This window comes from Nocardia rosealba (assembly GCF_020216065.1).
Classification (GTDB): domain Bacteria; phylum Actinomycetota; class Actinomycetes; order Mycobacteriales; family Mycobacteriaceae; genus Nocardia; species Nocardia rosealba.
Genome location: NZ_JAIWNA010000003.1, coordinates 401,100 through 426,551, shown reverse-complemented (window position 1 = coordinate 426,551; position 25,452 = coordinate 401,100). Strand labels below are relative to the sequence as shown.

The window sequence follows — 25,452 nt, the reverse complement described above, 5'->3', positions numbered from 1 at the left end:
TACCCCGACCGGTTTCGACTCGCGACGGACCCGATCTGCGACATTCGATGGCAAAACTAGAACATGTTCTATATCCTCGGCCTCATGAAGGTCGCAGTGACCGGCGCAGCCGGCTACCTCGGATCCAACCTGATCCCTCAGCTCGTGGAGCGCGGACACGAGGTGGTTGCCATCGACCGCGTCGCCCCCGCCACCACCGACCCGGCCGTCACCTGGGTCGAGGGTGACGTGCTCGACGCGGCGTCGATGCGCACGGCGCTGGACGGCGCCGAGGTGGTGTACCACCTGGTCGCCCTCATCACGCTGGCCAAGAACAACGATCTGGCCTGGCGGGTGAACACCGAGGGCGTGCGGGTCACGGCCGAGGCCGCGCTCGAGGTGGGCGCGCGCCGGTTCGTGCACACCAGCTCCATCCACGCCTTCGACCAGTACCGCGCGGGTGGGCACATCGACGAGACCTCCCAGCGTTCCGACAATCCCGAACTGCCCGTGTACGACCGTTCCAAATGGACCGGCGAGCTCTCGCTGCGGCCTGCCATCGAACGCGGTCTCAACGCGGTGATCGTCAACCCGACCGGCGTCTTCGGCCCGATCGACAACCTGAGCCGGCTCTCCCGCGTCAACCGCACCACAGTGGACTGCGCGCGCGGGCGCGTCCCGGTGATGATCGGCGGCGGCTTCGACATGGTCGATGTCCGCGATGTGGCACACGGCCTGATCCTGGCCGGCGAGAAGGGCCGCACCGGCGAGAACTACCTGCTGGGCGGGCACATGATCACCCTGCTCGAGCTGTGCCGGATCGCCGCCCGGCACGCGGGTGCCACCGGCCCGCGTTTCGCCATCCCGGCGGGTCTCATCGGCGCGCTCATGCCGGTACTCGAACCGATCGGCAAGCGACTCGGTTCGGACGTGCTCTCCAAAGCCGCTCTCGGCGCGATCATCTCGGCCCCCGTCGTCGACCACGGCAAAGCCGAACGTGAACTGGGCTACCACCCGCGCCCGATCCAGGAGAGCATCCACGACCTCGTCGACTTCGCGCTCGACCCGCAGCACGCTTGACACCTGATCGAACGCATGTTCGACTCGAGGGGTGCGGTGGCAGACCCAGACCCTCGATGCCGATGACGGTGCCCTGCCCGGTTTGAGCCGGGCGGGGCTCGTTCGTACCGTCCGCACGCCCGAGTTCGACGGCATCACCTTTCACGAGGTGTTGTGCAAGAGCGCGCTGAACAAGATGCCCGAGAGCAGCGCGTTGCCGTTCCGGTGGACCATCAATCCGATGCGCGGGTGTTCGCATGCGTGCCGGTACTGTTTCGCGCGCGGCAGTCACGAATATCTCGGGCTGGACGCCGGGCGTGATTTCGATTCCGAGATCGTGGTGAAAACCAATGTGGCGGCGGTGTTGCGGCGGGAACTGGGGCGCCGGTCGTGGCAGCGCGAGGCGGTGGCGCTCGGTACCAATACCGATCCGTATCAGCGGGCCGAGGGGCGATACCGGTTGATGCCGGGGATCATTCGCGCGCTCACCGATTCCGGGACGCCGTTTTCGATTCTCACCAAGGGTCCGCTGCTGCGCCGGGATCTGCCGCTGCTCACCGAGGCGGCGCGGCGGGTGGAGGTGAGTGTGGCGGTGTCGATCGCGATTCTCGACCCCGACCTGCATCACAGTCTCGAACCGGGCACCCCCGAACCCCGCGCCCGCCTGGACCTGGTGCGCGCGCTTGCCGACGCGGGCTTCTCCGTGCATGTGATGGCGGCCCCGATCATTCCGTGCCTCACCGACAGCCGCGCCCATCTCGACGCCCTGTTCGCCGCGATCGCCGACGCGGGCGCCGCCAGCGCCATGGCCTTCCCCATGCACCTGCGTGGCCCCACCCGCGACTGGTTCCTGGCCTGGCTCGATACCGAACACCCCGCTCTCATGCGCCGCTACCGTCAGCTCTACAACCGGGGTGCCAATGTCACCCCCACCTACCGCGACTGGTTGCGCGACCGGGTGAATCCCCTGCTTACCGCCCACGGTCTGCGCCGCGAGCAGGGTCCTACGACTCCGCCGACCGCCGTACCTGCGCCGACGAACCCGCAACTCACCTTGTTCGGCTGAGCGTCCGGCGTGAGTCAGGCGCCGTCGAGCACCTCCTCGCGGGAAGCGCTGGCAGCGGCTGCCTCGCGTTGCTCTCGTCCGGGCATCGCCAAGGTCAGCACGGCGAGAAGCAGGGCGACACCGCAGATGGCACCCATCATCGTGACGGCGCCGCCGAGGCTGTGCGAGCTGAAGAACACCGTGGTCAACACCGCCAGGCCGACCGCGTTGCCGACCTGTTCGATCGTCGGCAGCACCCCGGACGCTTCGGCCATCCGGTCGGCGTCCAATCCCGACAGCATCATCGGTTGCAACTGCACGCCGAACACCCCGACACCGAAGCCGGCCGCGAACACCGGTCCCGCGCACAGCAGCGCACTGGCCACGCCGTCGACCAGGTACAGGTAGACCCCGCCCGCGCCGATGCACCCGCCGAACAGCGCTATCCCACCCGCCAGCGCCCAGATGTCGAAGCGCGGCACCAGGATCAGCGAACCGATGGCGCCCGCACCGGCACCGAGGGCGAACAGGGTCATCACCATGCCGGTGAGCAGTGGCGAGTAACCGAGCACGTCCTGCATCGTGATCGATGCGGCGAACACGAACGCCGTGAACAGCCCGAAGAAGGCGCCGACCAGCACCGAGCCGACCCGGAAACCGTTGTTGCGGAACAGCTCCAGGTGCACGAGCGGTGACGCACCGCGTGCGGTCCGTCGACGTTGCTGGGCGAGGAACACCGCCGTGAGCGCCAGGCCGGCACCGACGACCGCGACGAGGTCGAGACGCCAGCCGTGCTGCTGGATCTGCGCCATGCCCGCGATCAGGGCGAACAGCCCGAGCCCGGACAATCCGGCGCCGACCAGGTCGAGGCGGTGTCGCCCTTCGGGTCTGTTGCGGTCCAGGAATTTCCAGGCCAGCGCGAACGCGAACAACCCGATCGGCAGGTTGATCAGGAACACCGACCGCCACCCCCAGCCGCCGATGTCGAGGGTGAGCAGCACCCCGCCGACGATGGGTCCGAGCATCCCGGCGAACCCCGCCACGCCCCCGTACAACGCGAACACCAGCGGGTGACGTTCACGCGGGAATCCGGCGGTGAGGATCGCGATGGTCTGCGCGGCCATCCCCGCCCCGGCCGCGCCCTGCACCACGCGTGCGATCACCAATTCCGTTGCACCATCGGCCGACCCGCACCAGACCGATGCCGCGGTGAAGGCCGCGACCGACACCAGGAACATCGTGCGCCGCCCGACCATCGCCCCGATCCGGGCGGCGGTGAGCAGGGTGCAGGCGAAGGCCAGGGCGTAGCCGGAGATCACCAGCAGCTGCGCCGAGCGCGACGCACCGAGGTCGGCGGTCAGGTTCGGCAGGGCGGTGTTCACGATCGTCACGTCGATCATCTGCATGAACACCGCGATCAGGCAGGCGCCGAAGGCCAGCCAGGCACCGAGTTCGGGCGTTCGCGATTGTTCGGTGGCGGTCACGACACCAGCTCCATCGTCGCGCGCGGAGCCGACATCGACATCTGCGTCGGGAAACTCAGCTGCACCAGCCGGTGCGGTGCCGCCACCTCGAAATAGGCGAGGAACGGCGGCACCACGGACCCGACCATCTTGTCGAGCATCCCGTTCACGTGCTCGAAGCCGGGCCGCAACCGGACCTGCCAGCAGGAGAACACCCCGGCCGGCCCGGTGAGCACGACCTGTTTCTCCACCCGCACGAGCAGTGGCCAGTGCACCGAGAACGCCAGCCACACATCGACGGTCTCCATCAGCCCCTCGGCGAATTCCAGGCCGCGCAGCAGGGTGAGCCCGGCGGCGATCGGCATCACGTTCGCCGGGTAGGGCGCGGGCAGGCCACCGGGTTGCAGATGCACGGTGTCGACGAAGTTCGCCTCCTCCCGCGACACCAGCGTCGATCCCGAGAAGGTCTGCGCGCGATAGGTTTCCGCGTGCAGGAACCCATCGATGCGGCCGATGCGCTGCTCGATCGTCATGACCGGCTCGCGCCCGTCCCGATGCCGCTGAGCGGGGCCGACCTCGAGCGTCGTGTGGTAGCCGCCCCGAGTGTGCACGACCACCTGGGACACCTCCATCCCGCCGGGCTGTCCGGTGATACCGACGTGATAGGTCGACTTCTCGCCGTCGGGGATGAACGGGTCACGGAAGATGGAGGAAACGAACTCTTCTCGGATCACGGGATCTCCGCGGCGCTGTCGATGATGGCTCCGAAGACGGACTTCATGGTGTCGAGGTAGCGGCTCACGTTCTCCTGCGCGATCGCGGTGTCGGGGAAGATGACGCTCAGCGAGGTCTGTCCGGGCAACCGGTTTATCCAGATCAGCGCCTCCTCGGACGCGGCGCGGTTGGCGAACACACCGGCGTGCAGGCTGTCGAACAGCTCGTTGCCGAGGAAGTCCCTGGCGTCGATGAAGGAGATCATCGGGGTCACCCAGCCCGGTTCGGCCTTGATCTCCGAATCGGCGGGCAGCAGTTCGAGGACGCGATGGAAGGACGTGGGCGCCAACAGGAGTCCGCTGTCGTAGGCGCGCTGGGCGGTCCTGATCGCGCGTCCGATCGTCAGCCGTTCCGGCAGCGGGAACGCGACCGGAACCAGCGTCACATACCAGCCGACCGAATTGTTCTCCGCCGCCGAGGTTCTGGTGCTCACCGGGGTCATGCCGAAGTAGTAGTCGGAACCGACCAGTTCGCGTTCGGCCAGCGCGGCCGCGGCGAACACCCCGCCGGCGAAATCGGCGCTGTTGGCCCGGCAGACCTCCTCGAAGCGCTCACCCTGTTCCTCGTCGAGCAGCACGATGCTGCGGTGGGCGCTGCGGTGATATCCGTCGGTCTTCTCGCCGAGGTCGAGCGGGAAGCTGGGCAGCCGGTTGTCGTTGCCGCGCAGCAATGCCAGCCACTTCTTCACCCCGGCCGAGGCCAGTGTCTGCTGATCGCTGAGGAACCGTTCGTTGCGGCAGTAGTCCAGATAGCTCGCCGCGGGGGCGAGCGGCTCGGCGTCGGGCCACAGTTCGGCGGCGTAGAGCTGGGCGAAGTCGGCGGCCGAGAGGTACTGGCCGAGGCCGTCGGTGTGCAGGTGGTCCACGGCCAGGTAGACGGTGGTCGAGTCCTCGTGCTCGATGGCGCCGAAGGTGAAGCAATCCCATTGGAACGGACCGGGTGTGGTCTTCTCGACGTGCCGGCAGATCGCCTCGGGGTCGTCGATGTAGCCGTAGTCGACCGGGAGGAACTCCACATCGGCCTCGGGCACGAGGTGGCGGCGCACCGTGCCACCCGGTTCGACGGTGAACCAGGTGCGGAACGTGTCGTGGCGCAGCAGGAACTTGTGGATCGCCCGGGTGATGGCGTCACGATCCAGTTCGGTGGTGGGAATCCGCGCGGTCACCAGGCACAGGCCCGAGAAGCGGAAGTCCGCGCCCGCGTGCCGGGCGGCCAGGCGCAGATACTGTTCCTGTTGCAGCGACGGCGGCGCCGGGTGGGCCGGGGCCCGCGCCGCGCGCGCGACCGAGTCCGCCGAGGCGAACCAGGTCACGAGCCGTCCCGGCGCGGGCCGCCACTCATCGATCAGACCGAACTCGACCATCAGTGCGATCCCGCCATCGAGACCTCGGAGGCGCGGTCGACGGTCCACTGCTCCGGCACCTCCGTCGGCGCGGTGTCCTCCCCTGGTACCGGTACGACGTCCGGAAGTGGCGGTGTGGCAGCGGGTTCCGAGGCGAGGATCAACTCGGCGACCTTCGGTCCGGCCTGTTCCAGGCTGAACGAGCGGCCCATCTGCATCGACATCAGGTCGATGCCGAGCGTCTTGGTGACGCGCGCGCCCAGCTCGACCGCCATCAGCGAATCCAGCCCGAGTTCGGGCACCGGCACCGTCATGTCGATCGACTCCACGGGCACGCCCATGACGACCGCGAGTTCCTCGGCCATCTTCCTGGCGATCGCGGGCCCACGCTTGGCCTCCTCCATCGCGGCCAATTCGGCTCGGAGCCTGGCCAATTCGGAGGTGTCCTTGGCGGAGGACTTCGCGAGTCCGGCGGTGCGGCCGGTGCGGATCAGCTGGGGGAAGGTGCCGGTCAGCTTCACCCAGTCGGTGGGAATGATCGCGGCATTGGACGCGCCGAGACGCAAGGTCTGCTCGAGGTAGGCGGTGGCGTCGGCCATGTCGATCGGGCCGAAACCGACCAGGTCCAGGTACTTTTCGGCGGTCTCGTCCGACGCCATGCCGCCCGAGGCGCCGGACAGGTGGCCCCAGCCGATGCACAGGGCCCGCTCCCCCGCCGCCGACCAGCGCCGGGCCAGGGTTTCCACCGCCACATTGGCGGCGCAGTAGTTGTACTGGCCGTAGATGCCGTACATCGAGCCGCCCGAGGAACACAGCACGAACATGTCGAGGGTGATGCCCGCGTCCGCGACCGCCTGGTGGATCACCTGCGCGCCATGGACCTTGGGGCGGTAGACGCGGTCGAGTTCGGCCAGTTCCATCTTGGCCAGCCGGTTGTCGGCCACCGCGCCCGCCGCGTGGAATACCCCGCGCAACGGGTGCTCGTCGCGGTGCGCGCGGGCGATGATCGCCGCGACGGCGGCCGCGTCGGTGACGTCGGCGAGTTCCTCGACCACTTCGATGCCGACCGAGCGCCACACCTCGAGCTGACGCTTGGCGGTGTCGGTGCTCGCACCACTTCGCCCGACCAACACCAGGCGGCGCGCACCGCGCATGGCCAGCCACCGGCCGATCGCCATCCCGAACCCACCGAACCCGCCGGTGATGAGATAGCTTGCGTCCCCGTCGATTTCGAGGGGCGGCAGGTACGGGCGCACGGGTGGTTGCGGGTCGTCCATGCGCAGCGCGACGCGACCCACCCGCGAGGATCGCAGCGTCTCCTCGAAGGCCTGGCTCACTTCGTGCGTCTCGAACAGCTGATACGGCAGCGGGGTGTACACGCCCTCGGTGACCTTCTCGAACACCCGCTGCAGCAGCCGCGACAGGCGTTGCGGGCGCACCGCGACCAGGCGGTCCAGGTCCATCGAGTAGTAGGCGAGGTTCTTGTCGAAGTTGGCCAGTTCCAGCAGCCCGCCGGTGTAGATGTCGGCCTTGCCGACCTCGACGATGCGGCCGAATTCGGCGGCGGCGTTGAAGTTCTGGCGCAGGATCTCGCCGGGGGCACTGCTGATGATCACGTCGGCGCCCGCACCGCCGGTCAGGGCGAGCACGTCGTCGACGAAGTTGAGCGAGCGCGAGTTCACCGCGAAGTCCGCGCCCATCGCCAACACGTGCTCGCGGCGCTCGGGCGAACTCGCCGTGCCGATGATGCGGGCGCCGATCGACTTGGCCACCTGGATGGCCGCGGTGCCGACACCGCCGGCGGCGCCGTGGATCAGCACCGTCTCCCCCGGCTCCAGCCTGGCCAGATCGTGCAGGGCGTATTCGGCCGTGCCGAAGGCGATGGTGCTGGTGCAGTAGGCGGGATCGGTGTCGGGGGGAACCACCACCGCCAGTTCCCGGTCGACCGTGGCGAACCGGCGCATCATGCCCTTGGAAGCCACCGCGACCTTGTCACCCACCATCACATCGGTGACGCCCGCACCGACGCGCACAACGGTGCCCATGCCCTCCATACCGGGCACGGTGCCGAAATAGGTCGGTGCGAGCTCACGCTCACCGAGCAGACCGATGATCTTGAGCGGGTCCTTGTAGTTCAACCCGATCACCGCCATCGCGACCTCGATCTCCCCGGTGCCCGGCGCCACGCGTGGGCACTGCCGCCAGGCCACCTGCGACAGCAGACGGGTGCGCGGCATGTCCAGTTCGAAGTTGGCCTCCGGGTCGGTGAGCGGGTGCGCAGTCTCGAGTTCCTCGATGCGCCCGGGCAGCGGTTTGGTCACCACCGGTGCGAGACGGACTCCGCCGCGCAGCAGCACCTCGTCGCTGTTGTCGAGTGAGAACGCCCCCGGCACACCGAGTTCGGTGACCAGATCGGCGATCGGCGTGCCCGGTTCGGTGTCGATCAGGCGCCAGCGCAGCGGGGTCTGCTCATTGAGCAACACGCGTCGGGCACCGGCGAACGCGGCCTGTCTCGGGTCGGGCGCGATGTCGCTGTCGCGCGTGGCGAAGGCGGATTCGGTGATCAGGGTGGCGTGGACGGTGCCGTCGCCGAAGTGGATCTGCGGTGCGGCGCCTTCGACGGTGGGGGTGACGTATTCGGAGATCGCGACCGCGATGCGCTTGAGCGTCCACAGGTCGGCGACATCGTCGGTGCCCGCCCCGGCCACGACGCAGACGTGCACGCGCTGCTTGTCCTCGGCCTTGGCCGCGGTCAGCAGCGCGACCAGATCCGCTTCGAGCTGCTCGCTCGGCGGATCGACGACGTACACCCGCGAATCGGGGACGGCCGCGGCGAGTCGCGCGGTGCGCGGGCTCTCGCCGAGACCGACGATCACCGTCGACACCGATCCGGCTTCGGCCAGCGCCGCCGGGTCGAGCGCTTCGCGTTCCTCGAGGGTCTCGGTGTAGTAGAAGTCGGCCATCCGGTGCAGCGGGTCGTCGCCGGGCTTGAGCGCGCCGATCTGCAGTCCGGTCAAGCGCGCCACCAGCTTCCGGTCCTGATCGAGCAGGTCGACGTCGGCGCGCAGCCGGGCCTTCGGGTCGCGGCGGGCGATGACGGTGATCCGCGCGGGCAGGTCGGCGAGCAGGCGCACCGCCGTCACCCCGACGGGCACCATGACGCCCTCGTTGATCCGTTCGTCGGTGAACAGCATCGCGGCGCACTGCATGGCGGCGTCCACCACGGCTGGATGCGCCAGGTGCCCGGAGTCGGCGGCGATGCTGCCGTCCACGGTGGCCAGTACGACATCGCGGCCGACGCGCACCGAGGTCACCCGCTGGAAGGACGGACCGTACTGCAGACCCGCCGAGGCGAGTCCCGCGTAGAACATGGCCGGGTCGACATCGACGCCGACATCGATCGACGGCAGTTCGACCTCGGTCTGTTCGTGCGCGCCGGTCAGGGTGCGCCCGGTGGAGTGCACGGTCCAGGCCGTTCCGGTGGCGCTGCGGGAGCGGATCAGGAACCGGCCGCTGGCCTCCTCCACACTCATCGCGACCAACGGCACATCGGGGGCGCCCATGACGAGCGGCGCGACGAACCGGACCCCTTCCAGCGCGACCTGCTTGCTGCCGATCCGCTGCGCGGTGGCACTGAGCGCGGCATCCAGATAGGCCGCGCCCGGCATGATCTTGACGCCGTTGACCACGTGGTCGGCCAGCCAGGGCAGCAACTGGGTGCCGACCTGGAGCAGCCATTCGGGGCGGCCCTCCACGTCGGGGTCGCCGAGCATGGCGTAGGTGCCGGGCGTGCCGAGGCGGGCCTGTTCGAACAGCGGCAGCGCCGAATGCAGGCGGGTGCGCTGCCAGGGGTAGCGCGGCAGCGGCACATGTGCGCTGGGAACGGCCGGGAACAGCCGCTCGCGGTCGAGGACACCGGCGGCGTGCAGGCCGATGAGGGTACGCCGCAGGCTGTGCGAGTCGGACTGTTCGCGGTCGAGGGTCGGCACCGTGGTGCCGTTGACGTCCGCGTCGACCATGGCCTCGCGGATATTGCCCGACAGCACCGGGTGCGGACCCACCTCCAGGAACACCCGGCTGCCCGCGGCGAGCAGTGTGCCGATCGCGGCGTGGAACCGCACGGCCTCACGGACATTGGACCACCAGTAGTCGGCGTTCCAGTCGCCCTCGGTGACGAGTTCGCCGGTCACCGACGAGTACAGCGGCACGGTGGGCGCTTGCGGGGCCAGGTCGGCGAGCACCTCGCGCAGTTCGTCGTGGATCGGCTCCATCAGGCGGCTGTGGTAGGGCACCTCCACTCGCAGCCTGCGGGCGAAGATCCCGTCTTCGGTGAGCTTCTCGGCGATCTCGTCGAGCCGGTCGACATCGCCGGACAGGGTGAGTGACGTGGGGCTGTTGATCGCGGCGATGTCGACGCTCGGGTCGTCGCCGATCAGCTCGGTCACCTGGTCGGTGCTCAGGCCCACTGCGAGCATGCCGCCGGTGCCCGCCGTGGTGGCCTGCAGGCGGGCGCGGTGATAGGCCACGCGCACCGCGTCTTTCAGCGAAAGCATGCCGCTGACATAGGCCGCCGACACCTCGCCCACACTGTGGCCGACGATGGCCGCCGGAGTTATGCCGTATTCGGCCAGCTCACGCACCAGACCGACCTGGACGAGGAAGTTGGCGGGCTGGGCGACCTCGGTGCGGGTGACACGCGACTCGTCCTCCGGCCTGTTCAGTTCCTCGATGATCGACCACCCGGACAGTGCCCGGAACTCGGCGTCGATCTCGCGGGCGGTTTCGGCGAACACGCCACCGGCGGCGAGCAGTTCGCGGGCCATCTTCCAGTGCTGCGGCCCCATGCCGGAGAACACGAACACCGGCTCGGCGGCGGCCGAGGACACCGTGCGGGTCGCGTCGCGGCCGCCGCCCGAGGCGTACTCGTGCAGTTCGCGAACCAGCTCGTCGGTATCGCCGTCGAGCAGCACACCGGTGCGGAAGGGGTGCTGCGCCATGCGGGTCCAGGCCGCCTCGGCCAGCCGCTGCGGGTCGGCGCCCGAGGTGATGAGGTCGGCGAACCGGCCTGCCAGGGCCCGCGCCGCGCCGGTGCTGCGCGCCGAGATGGGCAGAATGCCGAGGTGCCGCGGAGGTTCGGCGGGTGTCTGCTCCGGGGCGCGGAACTCCTGCAGGATCGCGTGCGCGTTGGTGCCGCCGTAACCGAAACCGTTGACCGCCACGGACATCGGTCCCCCGTCGGCGGGCAGGGGCTGTGCCTCGGTCTGCACGTGCAAGCCGAGTTCGTCGAAGGGGATGTCGGGGTTGGGGTTCTCGAGCCAGCCCTGCGGCGGCAGCGTGCGATGGCGAAGGGCCAGCGCCGCTTTGATCACGCTCGCCACGCCCGCGGCGGCTTCGGTGTGGCCGATCGTCGCCTTCACCGAACCGACACCGATGGTGCCCGAGCGGCCCGACGGTGCGCCGAAAACCCTGCCGAGTGCGCGCAATTCGACCGGATCGCCGACGAGGGTTCCGGTGCCGTGCGCCTCCAGATAGGTGATCTGGTCGGGGGCGATGCCCGAACGCTCGCAGACCGTGCGTGCCAGCGCCTCCTGGGAGTCGACATTGGGCACGGTGATCGCGGTGGTCCGCCCGTCCTGATTCGAGCCCGTCGCCTTGATGACCGCGTACACACGGTCACCGTCGCGCACGGCGTCGTCGAGCTTCTTGAGCACAACCATGCCCGCGCCCTCACCTCGGCCGTACCCGTCGGCGGTGGCGTCGAAGGACTTGCACCGGCCGTCGGCGGCCAGGAAGCCGCCCTTGCACATCAGGACGAAGGTCTCGGGCTGCAACATCACATTGACCCCGCCTGCCACGGCGACCCGGCAGTCGTCGTTGTCGAGCGCCTGGCAGGCAAGGTGCAGCGCGACCAGCGACGACGAGCACGCGGTGTCCACCGTGATCGCCGGGCCAACCAGGTTCAGCGCGTAGGCGATGCGGTTGGACAGCATCGTGTAGGAGGCGCTGGCCGGGGTGTGCATGTCGGTGTGGAACAGCGCCGGTCCGACCACGCCGATCACCGACTGGTCGACCACGAAGCCGCCGACGTACACGCCGACCCGCTCGCCGGCGACCTGCCCGGCGATGCCCGCGTCGTCGAGCGCCTCCCAGGTCACCTCGAGCATCAACCGCTGCTGCGGGTCGAGCACGGTGGCCTCGCGCGGTGAGATCCCGAAGAAGTCGGGATCGAACTGCCAGGGGTCGATGGTCATGAAGGCGCCGTGCTTGGTGTAGCTGCGCCCCGGGGTGCGTGGCTCGGGGTCGTAGTAGCGGCGCCAATCCCAGCGATCGGCAGGCATCTCCACGACACCGTCACGCTTGTCGACGACGAAGTCCCAGAACGATTCCGGCGAATCGATTCCGCCCGCGAACCGGCAACCGATTCCGACAATGGCAATATCCGACACGCAATTTCCTCCGGTTTCGACCGGTCTGTGGCAACTGACCGTTTGATGTCAACGTAGAAGCCCGGCACCGTGTCGATCGTTCGATAACCGACGTCTGACATTTCTGACTGACACTCGCGCGTACTCCTGTGATCCGCCCCAGCAGGCGAGGTCACGGCTCACAGCGAAATTCCGGGATCGATTGTGACCGACCGCAATATCGATGTTTCACGACCGAAAAGTCGCTCGACAATGACAAGTTCGACCCCATCGCGAAATGTCGTTGGGAGCCGGATGTGTACGCCGAATTGAGGCAGTGGGGCGATACCGTCGTGCGGCGCAGGTACGCCGTCATCGTCACGGTGGTCGCGGGATTGCTGGCGCTGGGAGCCTATGGTCTCGGCCTGGGCGCCGATCTGAGCTCGAGCGGGTTCGACGATCCTTCCTCGGAGGCGGTGCGCGCGGCGCACGTGCGTGACAACGCCTTCGGGCGCGATCACAGCTCCGATCTGCTGCTGGTGTTCCGCGCGCCGGACGGGACGACCATCGACGACCCCGCCTTCGCCGCCACCGTCGTGGCGGGACTCAACGACCTGCCGCAGCGGTTCCCCGACCGGATCGACCGGGTCAACGGCGCGTACTGGCCGACCGATACCGGGATGGCGTTGCCCGAGGTGTTCGGCTCGCCGGCGCGCGACAAGGCGTTCGCCTCGATCGCGATCAAGGGCCTCGACCCCACCGAACAGGGCCGCAACTATCGGGAGATCGCCGAGGAACTCACGATTCCCGGGGTCCGGATGGAGGTGGCGGGCGGGCAGCCGGTCGCCGCCGCGTTGAACGACACGATGGTCGAAGACCAGCGGCGGGTGGAGCTGTTCGCCGTGCCCGTCGTCGCGGTGTTGCTGTTCTTCGTGTTCGGTGGTGTCGTCGCCGCCGCGCTGCCGCTGATCGTCGGCGGGCTGACCATGCTCGGCGCATGGGGTCTGCTGCGCCTGCTCACCACCGTGACCGAGGTGAATTCCTTTGTGTCGCCCGTGGTCTCGATGATCGGGCTCGGCCTGGCCATCGACTACGGGTTGTTCGTGCTCAGCCGTTTCCGGGAAGAACTGGCCGACGGCCGGTCGGTGGAGGACGCGGTGCGCAACAGTGTGTCCACCGCGGGGCGCACCGTGCTGTTCTCGGCGCTGATCGTGGTGGTCGCGGCGGCGGGCATCCTGGTGTTCCCCCAGGGTCTGCTCCGCTCGTTCGCCTACGGCGCGATGATCACCATCACGCTGGCCGCGCTGACCTCCATCTCGCTGCTGCCCGCGATGCTCGCCGTGCTCGGCAGGCGGGTCGACCGGTTCGGTGTCGACTGGTTCCGCAAGCCGGTCGCCCGCGACCCCGGCAACGCCTGGGGCAGATTGGCCGCCGCGGTGATGCGACGCCCCCTCGCGGTGGCGGTTCCGGTCTGCCTCGGCCTGCTGGTGCTGATCTTCCCGATCCAGCACCTGGCCTTCGGATCCATCAACGAGAAGTTCCTGCCGCCGACCCACCCCACCCGGCTGGCTCAGCAGCATTTCGACGAATCGTTCCCGCTGCGCCAGATCGACCCGATCGACCTGGTCATCGTCACCTTCGATCCCGGAACCGCCGATGTCGTGCGCGCCGACGCGAACCGGGCACCCGGCCTGGCCGCGCCGTTCGCCGAGCCGATGCGGTCACCATTCCAGCCCCAGGTGCTCACCACCGGCACCGTGCTGGCCGAAGCCTCCGACGCCGAGGCGACCATCGAGTACCTACGGTCGATGCCGTTGCCGCCGGGCACCACGCTGCTGGTGGGTGGTCAACCCGCCATCGAGAAGGACAGCATCGACGCACTGGTGACGCGGATGCCGCTGATGATCGCGTTCGTCTTCCTGGCCAGCACGCTGCTGCTGGCGTTGACCTTCGGATCGGTGGTGTTGCCGTTGAAGGCCGCGGCGCTGAACCTGCTCGGGCTCGGTGCCACACTCGGTGTCCTCACCTGGGTGTTCATCGAAGGCCACGGTGCGGGGGTGTTCGGTTTCACGCCACAGCCCGTGATGGCGCTGGTTCTGGTGATCATCGTGTCGGTGATCTACGGCCTGTCCACCGATTACGAGGTGTTCCTGCTCTCGCGCATCGTCGAGGCCAGGGCGGCGGGCGCGTCCACCACCGAGGCGGTGCGGGCCGGGGTCGCCGGAACCGGGCGGATCATCACCGCCGCCGCGCTGATCCTGCTGGTGGTGACCGGCGCGTTCGCGCTGTCGGAACTGCTGATGATGCAGTACATCGCCTTCGGGATGGTCACGGCGCTGCTGATCGACGCGACCGTGCTGCGGTTGGTGCTGGTGCCCGCGTCCATGCGGTTGCTCGGTGACGCCTGCTGGTGGGCGCCGGGCTGGTTGGTCCGGCATCGACCGCAGCTCGAATCCGATTCCCCCACATCCGTTCCCGCACCGGTTGTCGTCCGCGAACGGGACTGACATGAACCTCCGCAGCCTCGACGCACCCGCGCCGACCGTCGGCACACTGCCTGCCTTCGCCTGGCGGGAGGTGTCGGTGGTCGCGGCCGTGGCGGGGACACTATTGCTGATCCGTCTCGACCGCTACCGCATCGGCGGTGACGAACTGTATTTCCTTGCCGCCGGACGACATCCGTCGGTGAGTTATGCCGATCAGGGGCCGCTGGTTCCGTTGCTGGCCGCCCTGTCGGACCAGCTGGCGCCGGGGTCGGTCGTGGCATTGCGCTTGCCCGCGTTGCTGTTCACGGTGGCGGCCGTCGTCCTCAGCGCGGTGATGGTCCGGGAGTTCGGCGGCGGACGCCTCCCCCAGACCGTCGCCGCGCTGGCCTACGCGACCACCCCGATGGCGGTGATGCAGTCGGCGATGCTGAGCACCTTCGCCCTCGACATCACTCTCACGGCGGTGCTCGCCTGGCTGCTGATCCGGTGGGTGCGCACGCGCGCGGACGGGCTGTTGATCGCGGCGGGGGCCGTCGCCGCACTCGACTTCCAGGTGAAGTGGCTGATTCCGATCATCTGGGCGGTGCTCGCGTTCGGTGTCGCGGTGTTCGGTCCGCGCGAGCTGCTGCGGCGGCCCGCGTATTGGGTCGGCTCGGCGCTGTTGGTCGGCTCGGCGGTGCCGATTCTGTGGTGGCAGCACCGCAACGGCTGGCCGCAGCTGGCCATGGGCGCGGTCGTGCGCGAGGAACAGCTCGCCACGGCCGGGGTGCTGGCGGCGCCCTGGACGATGATCCAGGTCACCGGGGCGGGTGGGTTGCTGCTGCTCGCGGGGATGTGGGCGGGGCTGCGCTCCCCACGATTCCGGCCGTATCGGTTTCTGATCCCGATGATCGCGATCGGGCTGAGTGGAGTGGTGCTCGCGGGCCTTCGGCCCTACTTCGTGGCCGGTGCCTTTCCCGGCCTGTTCGCCGCGGGCGCGGTATATCTGGCGGACCGAGGGCTCTCTCGCCGGGAACTGGTGTTCGGCGGGGCTGTCACCGCGCTGTCCACGACGATCTGTGTCGCACTCGTGCTCGCCCCTGCCCCGACCGGAATCGGCGCTGCGGACGACCACCGAGGACTACGCCCAGATCCATTCGCGCAGTGTGCTGTTCGGGCCGAGCGGCTGGGACGACCTGGTCGGCTCGGTGCGGCGAACCTACGAGCAACTGACGCCGGAGCAGCGCGACGGGTTGGTGATCGTGACCCAGAACTATTGGCAGGCAGCGGCACTCGAGCACTACGGACCTGCGGCCGGTCTGCCCGAGGTGTACAGCCCCAATCGCGGCTACGGCTACTTCGGCGCACCACCGGACAGCGCGACCACGGTGCTGTACGTCGGGGTGGACGGCCCGGAGACGGGTCTGCGCACCGGTTTCGCGAGCACCATCCCGCTCACCCGCCTCGACGAACCGCTGGGCTTCCCCGGTGTGAACCGTGGTGTGGCGGTGTGGCTGTGCACCGGACCGAGCCGGGCCTGGTCGGCGCTGTGGCCCGACGCCAGGGAACTGCGCCTGGTCGACGGAACGACAAGACACGCGCGATGAACGGAGCGATGACAGTGCTGCATTCGATGCTGCGACGGCTCGTCCTGTCGGTGGTGCTGGCCGCCGCCGGCCTCCCCGTCGCCGTGGCCGCACAGGCTGCCCCGGACCTCGTGGCCGCCCGGGCCATGGACGCGGCACGCCCCGCCCCGAACGGTTCGTTCGCGGTGGCGGCCGCGGCGAACGGGCCGGGCCGGGTGATCGACCTGACGGTGCACTCGGCGGCCATGAACCGCCCGGTCACCGTCGCGGTGATCCCGGCAGCCGATCCCGAAGCGCCCGCCGGTGCGCTGTATCTCATCAACGGTGTCGACGGCGGCACCGACACCCCCGACTGGCGCGAGGGCAGCAACTGGTTCACCAAAACCGATGCCCTGGATTTCTTCGTGGGCAAGCAGGCCACCGTCGTGATGCCGATCGGCGGCGCGGGCACCTTCTACACCGACTGGCAATCCGACGACCCCGGCACCGGACGCAACCGATGGCTCACCTTCCTCACCACCGAACTGCCGCCGATCATCGACTCCGCCTTCCACGGCACCGGCCGCGACGCCGTGGCGGGGCTGTCGATGGCCAGTTCGGCGGTGTTCCGGATGGCACAGGAGGCCCCGCAACGTTTCCGGATGGTCGGCTCCTTCAGCGGGTGCGTGCAGACCAGTAATCCGGCAGGTCAGGCGATGGTCGCCTCGATCGTCACCGCGCGCCGCGGCAATCCGCTGAACATGTGGGGGCCGCCCACCGACCCGGCCTGGGTCGCCAACGACGTGGCACTCAATGCCGAGCGGCTGCGCGGGGTGGGAGTGTATGTGAGCACGGGCAACGGCATGCCCGGCCCGCTGGACACACTCGACGGCCCGGGCATCGGGAACAGTCCGCTCAAACTGGTCGATCAGCTGGTGATCGGCGGCGTTCTCGACGGGATCACGGTGGTGTGCACCAAGCTGCTGCGTGACCGGCTCGCCGCGCTCGGCATCCCCGCCGACTTCGACTTCCGTCCGGCGGGCACGCATTCCTGGGGTTACTGGGAACAGGACATGCACACCTACTGGGAGCGCGTCGCTCCGCTGCTCGAGCCGTAGGGCTCAGACCAGTTCGGCCACTTGCGAATCCGTCAGTACCACCGGCGACACGGAGTCCTGAGCGCGGACCAGGCGGACGCCCCGATACAGCGGTCGTTCATCGAGCCCGGCGTCACGCGCCTCGGCCCGCAACTGGGCGAGCAGCACTTCGGAGATGGCGACCGCGGCCACCAGTGGCGCCGAGGCCAGCGCGTCCGCCAGTTTGCGCAGGCCGAGCAGGTGCAGCTCACGGCCGCTGCCCGCATCGGTGTACATGGCCAGCGGCACCAGCTGGGTTTCCTGGCCCGCCGTCACGCGCAGCACGATGCGGCTGAGCCGGCCGGGGAACACCAGCAGTTGCGCACCCGAGGTGTCGGCGAGGTCGATCCGACGCTCACCGACGAGGCGATGAGCGTGGATCACGGTGCCGTCCAACCACATCCGCCTGCGCTTGAACGCCATCGCGTACGCGAGCGTGGGGACCGCGACGAGCAGGCCGAGCAGGACGGCGTAGGCCCAGCTCAACCAGATCGACGTCACCAGCATCACCACGACGCCGACGGCGAACGCGCCCAGCGAGAGTTTGCGCAGCATCGGGGCGAACACCTCGGGTGCGACCAGGTCGATGCCGATCGGTTCCGTCGCCGGTCGCCCGGAATCCCCGCTCACCAAGTCCCTCTCACCGCCGCCGGCCCGCCCGGCGTGGGGCGCGGTCAGATTACCGCGCCCCCTCCGGAGGCCCGCGACGAACTCAGCCGCCGAGACCCGCGCGCAGGACCCCGACGACCTCGTCGAGCGGCACCTGACGTTGATCGCCGGTGGCCATCTCCTTGACACCGATCTCGTTGTTCTCGAGATCGCGGTCGCCCAGGACCAGCGTGAACTTCGCGCCGGACCGGTCGGCCCCCTTCATGGCGCCCTTCATGCCGCGCCCACCGTAGGCCAGGTCGACGCTGATGCCCGCGCCACGCAGCTCACCGGCCAGCGTGACCATCCGCGCCTTGGCCGCGTCACCGAGGGCGACGCCGTAGACCTGGCAGCGCGCCGGATCGGCGGACGACTTGCCCTCGGCCGCCAGCGCGAGCACGGTCCGGTCGACACCGATACCGAAGCCGATACCCGAGAGCGGCTGCCCGCCGAGCTCGGCCATCAGCCCGTCGTAGCGTCCGCCACCACCGATGCCCGATTGGGCGCCGAGCTGGTCGTGCACGAATTCGAAGGTGGTCTTGGTGTAGTAGTCCAGGCCGCGAACCATGCGCGGGTTCACCACGTACGGCACGCCGAGCGCGTCGAGGTGGGCGAGCACCTGCTCGAAGTGGGCCTTGGCCGACTCCGACAGGTGGTCGATCATCAGCGGCGCGTCGGCGGTGAGTTCGCGGACCTCCGGACGCTTGTCGTCGAGCACGCGCAGCGGGTTGATCTCGGCGCGGCGGCGGGTCTCCTCGTCCAACGGCAGGTTGAACAGGAACTGCTGCAACAACTCTCGGTACTGCGGGCGGCAGGTCTCGTCGCCGAGCGAGGTGATCTCGAGACGGAAACCGTCCAGGCCGAGTGCCCGGAAACCGGCGTCGGCGACGGCGATCACCTCGGCGTCGAGCGCCGGATCGTCCACGCCGATCGCCTCGATACCCACCTGCTGCAGCTGCCGGTACCGACCGGCCTGCGGCCGCTCGTACCGGAAGAACGGTCCCGCGTAGCACAGCTTGATCGGCAGCTGACCACTCTTGTCGAGCCCGTGCTCGATCACCGCCCGCATCACGCCCGCGGTGCCCTCGGGCCGCAGGGTGAAGCTCTCGCCCTTGCGGTCGGCGAAGGTCCACATCTCCTTGCTGACCACGTCGGTCGACTCGCCGACACCCCGCGCGAACAGGGCGGTCAGCTCGAATATCGGCAGCTCGATGTGCCCGTACCCGGCCAGTCGGGCGGCATGAACCAACCCGTCGCGCACGGCGACGAACTCGGCCGAACCGGGCGGCACGTAATCCGGAACCCCCTTCGGGGCACTGAAGCTGCTGGTCTTGGTCACGATCACCCAGTTTTCCCCACGGGCGCCCTCCGCGTCCAACCGGTTACCCTCTAGGCGAACCTGACGACACGGGAGGAACGCGGTAGTGCCGAGTAACGAACAGCGACGGGCGGCGGCCAAGCGCAAGCTGGAGCGCCAGCTGGCACGACGGGCCGAGCAGGAGAAGAAGCGTAAGCGCCTGACGATCGCCGGGTCGGTGCTCGGCGTGATCGTGGTCGCGGCCGCGGGCGTCGGGGTGTACTTCCTCACCAAGGGCGACGACTCGCCGTCGGCGAACGCCGAGTCGTCGTCGGCGGTGCCGACGACCACGTTCGTCAACACGCCGCTCGACCTACCCGCACCGCCACCGCCTGCCCCCAAGCCGGCGACGGTCGACTGCTCGTACCCGGCCGACGCCGAGCCGCCCGCCAAACCGGTGACGGCACCCGCGGTGACCTCGGTGGCCACCGGCGGTCCCGAGGTGAAACTGTCGATCGACTCCACCCAGGGCCCGATCGGCCTGTCACTGAACAGCGCGCAGGCGCCGTGCTCGGTCAACTCGCTCGTGAGCCTGGCCCAGCAGGGCTACTTCGACAAGACCAGCTGCCACCGCATCGTGGCCAGCCCCGGTTTCGGCATCCTGCAGTGCGGTGACCCGACGGCCACCGGCTCGGGCGGCCCCGGCTACAGCTTCGACAACGAGTACCCCACCGATCTGTACCCGAACGGTGACCCGGCGCTGAGTCAGCCGGTGAACTACAAGCGCGGCGTGATCGCCATGGCCAACGCGGGTATCTCCCCCGAGGGCAAGGGCACCAACGGCAGCCAGTTCTTCCTCGTCTTCGGCGACACCGAACTGCCCCCGAAGTACACCATTCTCGGCACCATCGACGAGGCGGGCCTGGCCACCTTGGACAAGGTCGCGGGCGCGGGCGTCGAGGGTGGCGCCCAGGACGGCGGCCCGGCGATGCCGATCTCGTTCAACACCGTCAAGGTGGGCTGACGCCCCAGCTACCACGACACGGGCCGGACGCCTCGGGTGTCCGGCCCGTTCGTCGTTTTCAGGGTAGGCTCAGATGTCCACTTCCACAGCGGCATCGGGGAGCAGTCATGGCGGAACTCGACGACATCGGCAGCGAAACGGCGGCGATGATGCGCACCATGCTGCAGATGGCAACCCTGGTCGCCCTCAAGTCGCGCGAACACGGTCAGAAAGAGGCCGAGTCCCGCGCCAAGGCGATCGAAGCGAAGATGAAGGAAGCGCGCGAGCTGCAGATTCGCGAGGCGCGCGATCTGAAGGCCAAGGACCCGCGCAATATCGAGCTCAAGCAGATGATGACGATGGGTCAGACCAAGACGCAGGAGAAGGGTCTGTCGTTGCAGAAGGACCCGTCGTCTCCGTTCGCATCGAGTTCGGCCGCCGCGACAGCGACCAAGAGTGTGGAGGCGCCGCAGCTCGGGTACGACTCGACCGAACGCCGTGCCGCCATCGCAGCGCATCTGCAGCGGGCCGGTGTGGCACCGGAATTGAGTCAGGTACGGATGCTCATGGAGATGAGCCAGGGCATTTCGCCCGAGGAAGCGCTGCGGATACGCGACGTGCCGACCCGCCACGTGGGGACCCGTGAGCGCGGGATCGGGTCGCGCGGGATCGAGCGCGGCCGCTGACCCGGGGCGGTCACCGCCCCGGACCGTCGACGCGGTTCACGACGCGGAGGGGTCCCCCTTCTCCCACGCGCTGCGCGGAACGTGGGCGAATTGCTGATCGTCCGTCGGGTTCTCCACGGGCAGCGATTTCAGCATTTCCTTGTGCCCGTTGCGGACACTGCAGTACTTGAACGGCCCACGCGGATCGAACAGTTTCGTCATGTGCGGGTCGGCGTGGTCGAGGAACCACACGCTCAGACCCGTGCCGCCCTTCTGCCGGTAGAACTCCCATGCCTGCCACAGCGCGAGCAGACGCACGGCGGCCTCCGGGTGGCGCCACCATTCCGGGCACCACACCGTGTCGCTGATATCGGTCACCTGCCGCCGATAGATCTCACTGAGATACTCGTTCACGAACGACACCAGATCGGCGTAGGCGTAGTCCTGCGTCTCCGGATTCGATTCCTGGTCGTTCACAGCGGCTTGACCTCCTCGATTTCACCGATCTCATCCGGTGGCGGATTGTTCTTCGACAGTGTTGTGGGAGCCTGAGCGCTGAGCACCAGATCGTCGATGCGGGTCTTGCGGGTCGGGTCGTTGTCGTCGATCGAGCGACGGACCGCGTCGGCGTATTCCGACTCCCACCACGGCACAGTCCGCACGAGCACTGCGGGCTGACCGGAGGTGAACACCACGGCCCGCCCACGTGGCAAGGTGGCCAACCCCTGTGCGGTGAAGGTGACCGACGAGCTGAGCGAGCGCGAGTAGCTCTTGCTGTTGCCCGACTGCGACACCGACGCCGAGATGGAGTCGTACTCGCCGATCGCCTCGGACCGGTCACGCAGGAAGGCCATGTCGTCGACACCGCTGCCGAGAACCTTGATGTTGGCGGCCGACCACAGCGCGTTCATCCCGTCCGCACCCCAGCAGCGCGCACCCTGTGCCCAGGACTGCAGCACTGTCATCACCACGATGCCGCGCGAACCGAAGTGGCTGTACTGCTTGGGCAGGTCCTTCCAGCGCACCACGTTGGCGGCTTCGTCGAGGACGGCGAGCAGCGGGATCGGCAGCCGCCCGCCGGACGACATCGCCGCCTTGCGCATGGCGACATCGATCACGGCCTCGGTGAGGGCGCTCACCAGCGGCGCCGCCGATCCTCGACCTTCGAGCGAGAGGCAGTACAGCGTGCCGTTGCGTTCGATGAACTCGAGCTCGTCGAACTGCATCCGGTCGCTGCCGCCGCGGGTGATCCACGGGTGCACATTGGACAGCTGCAGGCAGCGGATCATTTTCTTCGCGGTGCCGAAAATGCCGCTCTTGGTGCGCTGTTCGGCGTTGTACTGCATGGCGAGACCCGCCGCGGTGAAGTCGTGGCCCGCGCTTCGCAGGTGCTGGATCGGTTCGCTGTTCTGCGAGTCGGTGACCCATTCCCAGACCTGGGTGATCGGCTTGCCCGCGATCGCCGCCGCGAGGAACAGCCCGGCCAGCAGGTCTTCGGCCTCGGGATCGAAGAAGCTGTCGCCGCTGTCGGCGCCACCGGACTCGGCGTCGGCGAAGTGCCCGGCCAGCCGGGCGGCCCGCATCTCACACCCCTCGCGCCGGAAATCGACCCAGGCCAGCGGATCCCAGAACCAGGTCGGCCGCTCCCCGGCCACGCCCTGCGGGTCGAACACGAAGGTGGCGCTGCCCTTGGCCTCGCGGACGTTGCGAGTGGCGTCGACGACGTCGCGTTTGTTGGACGTGGTGAGCACGGGGCCGATGGCCGACAGGATCGCCGGGATCACCCGTGACGTCGATTTGCCTTGGCGGGGACCCCAGATGTCGAGGTGCAGGTCTTCGTAGGAACCGTAGAGCGGCGTCCCGTCGGCCACGGCGACACCGATCGGCACACCGGGCGCGTCGTTGGTGCCGAGCCGTACCCCGAGGTCCTTGGCCTTCTGCCGGACCCCCTCCTCGGTGATCGAGGCGATCGCGCTGCCACTACCCATGTGGTCGGCCTTGTCATCGATCGCCAGCCGCCCAGCGCCCGCCCGCTTCTTCATCTGCTTGCGGATGTAGAAGTAGGCGAAGATCGCCGCGATCACCAGCAGGACGATCACCGTCGACGCGCGCGGCCAGTGCAGTTTGCCCCGGGCGAGGTCGGCGACCACGGCGATCGGGTTGGCGGGCACGTTCTGCGGCTGCACCGACAGGGCATTGCCCAGGTGCAGGGCGACGGCGAGGACGCCGAGCGTCGCGAAGCCGAACACGATCAGGATGAGCGTCGTGTCGGGCCCGACCGCGGCCGGGTCCTTCACCTTTTTCTTCGCCACGTGTGCCTCCTCGAGGACCTTGTCGGATATGGATCTCAGCGGAACCCGTCGAGGCGCCAGCCTTGCGGCGTCTGCACCACGGTCGCGATGACCGTGCTCGGCGGTAGGTCTTCGGTGCGCCCGTCCGGGTAGACGACGGTCTGCTCGATGCCGATCTTGAACTGCGTCACGGCCGGATCGGCGCTCGGCGGTGCCTTCTCCCCCGAGGCGAAGGTGAAAGCCGTCACCTCCGCTTTCGCCTTCGCCCAATCGGCCCATTGCAGCGACGGTTTCGGTGCCGCCGTGCCGGTCGGCGCGTCAAGCATACGTAACATGCTCGGCCCCAGCCATTTTCGCGCCCGCGCCAGCGAATCACCGGGTTCCTCGGTGACCGGATGCCAGGTGTACACCTCGCGCAACGCCACCACCGCTACCCCGTCGGGAGTGGTCGGGTCGACGGTGGCCGCCGCCTCGAGCAGCCGCGTGGTCGAACTCGCCTGTGGGCGCGCGGGATCGGCGTCGCCACCGCAGGCGACGAGCACCGTACTCAGAAACGCCACGAGCATCACCGCCGGGGTCGTGCGGATTCGTGTTGTCCTCCACCAGGTTATCCCTGGTCGGGCCGCCCGTGTGGTCACACAACCCTCCTCGCCCGCGCGTCACCGGGCATCGCCACCTCGACGACGCCGCCGCCACTGCGTCCGCTCGGCGCGACCGCCTGGATCACCTGGCCGTTGCCGGCGTAGACCCCGACCTGCGCCGGTCCCTGCGGGCCGAAGTCACTGAACACCAGGTCGCCCACCGAGATTCGCCCGAGCGGCACCTCCGTGCCCGCCTCCCACTGCTGTTCAGCGGTGCGCGGCAGGTCCACCTCCCCCGCCGTCGCCGCGAACACCGCCGCGGCCGTCAGACCGGGGGCATCGAATCCGCCACCGCTGGGTCCCTGCGGACCGCCGCCGCCCCACACGTACGGCACACCCAGCCAATCGTGGGCGGCCTCGGCGATCTGTGGTCCCTCGGCGCCGGGTTCGCGGGTGAACCGGCCCTGCGCGCCCGGTGCCCGGTACTGCGGTTCCATCGCCAGGATGTTGGTGACGTACGGGCGCGTCTCGGAGTAGTGCGCCGCGTACCGATTCGGCATGCCGCCCGAGGCCAGCACCGCGCCCTCACCGGCGTTGTAACCGGCGAGGGTGAGGGCGGCCAGGTCGCCGGAGACCTTGCCCTGCGCGATCCAGCCCGCGATCTTGTGGGCGATGGCGCACATGTAGCGGGCCTGGCCGATGATGGCGTCGCCGTCGTCCCACACGCTTGCGGTGCCGTTGCCGTCGGCGTCGATGATGTAGGGCTGTCCGTCGTCGGGGTTGATACTCACCGCCGTGCCGGGCAGGAACTGGGCCAGGCCCTGCGCGCCTGCCGGTGAGGTGAGCCCGCGCCGGAAACCTGACTCCTGCTTGGCCTGCGCGGCCAGCAGCGAGGAGGAGATCTCCGGGCACACGGTGCCCGCGCGCCGGTACCAGATCTCCAGCTCGGCGGGCACCTTCCCGTCGGCGAGCAGACCGCCCGCACTGCCGAATCCACGCACACAGCTCGGGTCGTTCGAAAAGGCCCGCGCGCCACCGACATCGGGGGTCGGTGCGCCGTCGAGCCACGGCATCGGGTCGATCTGGCGGCCACCGGTGAAGCGACCACCGGGCACGATCTCGAAATGCAGGTGCGGACCGCTGGACTCGCCCGCCGAACCGACCATGCCGATGGGCTGACCGGCGGTGACGGTGTCACCGGTGCGCACCTTCACGCCGTGATCCCACATGTGCCCGTAGACCGCGGAGTAGGCGCGCCCGTTGTAGTCGACCGAGTCGACGACGATCCAGTTCCCGAACCCCGACGCGGGCCCGGCGGCGACGACCCGTCCGTCGGACACCGAATAGATCGTCGTCCCGTCGGCGGCGGCCATGTCGATGCCCTTGTGTCCGCCACCGCGTGAACCGAACACATCGGAGATGGTGAAAGTGCCGACCTCCATCGGCAGCGTGCGCCGCAGCGGGCCGACCCCGGCCGCCAGCGACGGTGTGCCGGTGACGGTCGCGTTCGTGGTCGTCGCCGCGGTGGTGGCGCCCGCGCGGGTGTCGGCGCCGAGTTCGGGCAGCGTCGGCGCCGACGAGCCGACCAGCACGTCACCGGTCTCGCAGGTCTCGTCCGAGGACGGCAAGACGATCACCAGCACCATGGCAACCAATCCGATGACCGAGCCGAAGACGCCGATGATCATCGAGCGGGCGTTCATCGGCCACCGCCCCGGGTTGCGCGCCGGGCGGC

The 25,452-nt window shown here is 68.9% G+C and carries 16 protein-coding genes; 6 read left to right on the top strand and 10 right to left on the bottom strand.

What is annotated here, in order from left to right:
• Positions 1 to 84 precede the first annotated feature (84 nt).
• Entirely contained in the window at positions 85 to 1,059 is a 975-nt protein-coding gene (locus LDL21_RS15455) for an NAD-dependent epimerase/dehydratase family protein (protein ID WP_225280612.1), read from the top strand.
• Between the two features lie 31 nt (positions 1,060 to 1,090).
• Complete coding sequence (locus tag LDL21_RS15450; protein WP_225280611.1) at positions 1,091 to 2,104, top strand: Rv2578c family radical SAM protein; 1,014 nt, start codon at positions 1,091 to 1,093, stop codon at positions 2,102 to 2,104.
• Between the two features lie 14 nt (positions 2,105 to 2,118).
• Here LDL21_RS15450 and LDL21_RS15445 read toward each other — a convergent pair whose 3' ends face one another.
• Genes LDL21_RS15445 through LDL21_RS15430 form a run of 4 tightly spaced genes read right to left on the bottom strand, consistent with a single transcriptional unit; the run spans position 2,119 to position 12,108 of the window.
• A complete protein-coding gene (locus LDL21_RS15445) occupies positions 2,119 to 3,567 on the bottom strand; it encodes an MFS transporter (RefSeq protein ID WP_225280610.1) in 1,449 nt (482 codons plus the stop codon).
• The gene (locus tag LDL21_RS15440; RefSeq protein WP_225280609.1) at positions 3,564 to 4,280 is read right to left on the bottom strand and encodes a hypothetical protein; all 717 of its coding nucleotides are present in this window, start codon (positions 4,278 to 4,280) and stop codon (positions 3,564 to 3,566) included. The genes LDL21_RS15445 and LDL21_RS15440 overlap by 4 nt, the downstream gene beginning before the upstream one ends.
• Complete coding sequence (locus LDL21_RS15435; protein WP_225280608.1) at positions 4,277 to 5,683, bottom strand: condensation domain-containing protein; 1,407 nt, start codon at positions 5,681 to 5,683, stop codon at positions 4,277 to 4,279. Before LDL21_RS15435 ends, LDL21_RS15440 begins: the two co-directional genes overlap by 4 nt.
• Positions 5,683 to 12,108, bottom strand: coding sequence for a type I polyketide synthase (locus LDL21_RS15430; RefSeq protein ID WP_225280607.1), 6,426 nt, complete (start codon positions 12,106 to 12,108; stop codon positions 5,683 to 5,685). The genes LDL21_RS15435 and LDL21_RS15430 overlap by 1 nt, the downstream gene beginning before the upstream one ends.
• Before the next feature lie 275 nt (positions 12,109 to 12,383).
• Between LDL21_RS15430 and LDL21_RS15425 the strand changes: the two genes are divergently transcribed.
• Both LDL21_RS15425 and LDL21_RS30060 read left to right on the top strand, forming a co-directional pair.
• A complete protein-coding gene (locus tag LDL21_RS15425; RefSeq protein ID WP_225280606.1) occupies positions 12,384 to 14,573 on the top strand; it encodes an MMPL family transporter in 2,190 nt (729 codons plus the stop codon).
• Position 14,574: 1 nt separating this feature from the next.
• Positions 14,575 to 17,214, top strand: coding sequence for an alpha/beta hydrolase-fold protein (locus LDL21_RS30060; RefSeq protein WP_308017135.1), 2,640 nt, complete (start codon positions 14,575 to 14,577; stop codon positions 17,212 to 17,214).
• 3 nt (positions 17,215 to 17,217) lie between these two features.
• On the opposite strand, the gene LDL21_RS15410 is transcribed toward LDL21_RS30060, so the two are convergent.
• Entirely contained in the window at positions 17,218 to 17,862 is a 645-nt protein-coding gene (locus LDL21_RS15410) for a hypothetical protein (RefSeq protein WP_225280605.1), read from the bottom strand.
• Positions 17,863 to 17,944: 82 nt separating this feature from the next.
• Entirely contained in the window at positions 17,945 to 19,219 is a 1,275-nt protein-coding gene (gene hisS, locus LDL21_RS15405; protein WP_225280604.1) for a histidine--tRNA ligase, read from the bottom strand.
• An 85-nt stretch (positions 19,220 to 19,304) separates the two neighbouring features.
• Between hisS and LDL21_RS15400 the strand changes: the two genes are divergently transcribed.
• Positions 19,305 to 20,201 carry a peptidylprolyl isomerase gene (locus LDL21_RS15400; protein ID WP_225280603.1) on the top strand — a complete coding sequence of 299 codons (897 nt, stop codon included), beginning with the start codon at positions 19,305 to 19,307 and terminating at the stop codon, positions 20,199 to 20,201.
• 107 nt (positions 20,202 to 20,308) lie between these two features.
• Positions 20,309 to 20,866 carry a hypothetical protein gene (locus LDL21_RS15395; protein WP_225280602.1) on the top strand — a complete coding sequence of 186 codons (558 nt, stop codon included), beginning with the start codon at positions 20,309 to 20,311 and terminating at the stop codon, positions 20,864 to 20,866.
• Positions 20,867 to 20,902: 36 nt separating this feature from the next.
• Here the strand turns inward: LDL21_RS15395 and LDL21_RS15390 are convergent, their stop codons facing one another.
• From LDL21_RS15390 to LDL21_RS15375, 4 genes are all read right to left on the bottom strand, one after another.
• Entirely contained in the window at positions 20,903 to 21,322 is a 420-nt protein-coding gene (locus LDL21_RS15390; RefSeq protein WP_225280601.1) for a DUF4913 domain-containing protein, read from the bottom strand.
• Positions 21,319 to 23,157: a type IV secretory system conjugative DNA transfer family protein gene (locus LDL21_RS15385; RefSeq protein ID WP_225280600.1), complete on the bottom strand. Its 1,839-nt coding sequence runs from the start codon at positions 23,155 to 23,157 to the stop codon at positions 21,319 to 21,321. The genes LDL21_RS15390 and LDL21_RS15385 overlap by 4 nt, the downstream gene beginning before the upstream one ends.
• A gap of 35 nt (positions 23,158 to 23,192) precedes the next feature.
• On the bottom strand, positions 23,193 to 23,702 hold the full coding sequence (locus tag LDL21_RS15380) for a hypothetical protein (RefSeq protein WP_067636136.1): 510 nt from the start codon (positions 23,700 to 23,702) through the stop codon (positions 23,193 to 23,195).
• Between the two features lie 68 nt (positions 23,703 to 23,770).
• Positions 23,771 to 25,420 carry a peptidoglycan DD-metalloendopeptidase family protein gene (locus tag LDL21_RS15375; RefSeq protein WP_225280599.1) on the bottom strand — a complete coding sequence of 550 codons (1,650 nt, stop codon included), beginning with the start codon at positions 25,418 to 25,420 and terminating at the stop codon, positions 23,771 to 23,773.
• Positions 25,421 to 25,452 lie beyond the last annotated feature (32 nt).

Excerpts from the sequence above, each read along its gene's own strand:
- LDL21_RS15395 (WP_225280602.1), top strand. The coding sequence starts at position 20,309 with ATGGCGGAACTCGACGACATCGGCAGCGAAACGGCGGCGATGATGCGC.
- LDL21_RS15375 (WP_225280599.1), bottom strand. The coding sequence starts at position 25,420 with ATGAACGCCCGCTCGATGATCATCGGCGTCTTCGGCTCGGTCATCGGA.
- LDL21_RS15380 (WP_067636136.1), bottom strand. The coding sequence starts at position 23,702 with ATGCTCGTGGCGTTTCTGAGTACGGTGCTCGTCGCCTGCGGTGGCGAC.
- LDL21_RS15435 (WP_225280608.1), bottom strand. The coding sequence starts at position 5,683 with ATGGTCGAGTTCGGTCTGATCGATGAGTGGCGGCCCGCGCCGGGACGG.
- LDL21_RS15455 (WP_225280612.1), top strand. The coding sequence starts at position 85 with ATGAAGGTCGCAGTGACCGGCGCAGCCGGCTACCTCGGATCCAACCTG.
- LDL21_RS30060 (WP_308017135.1), top strand. The coding sequence starts at position 14,575 with ATGAACCTCCGCAGCCTCGACGCACCCGCGCCGACCGTCGGCACACTG.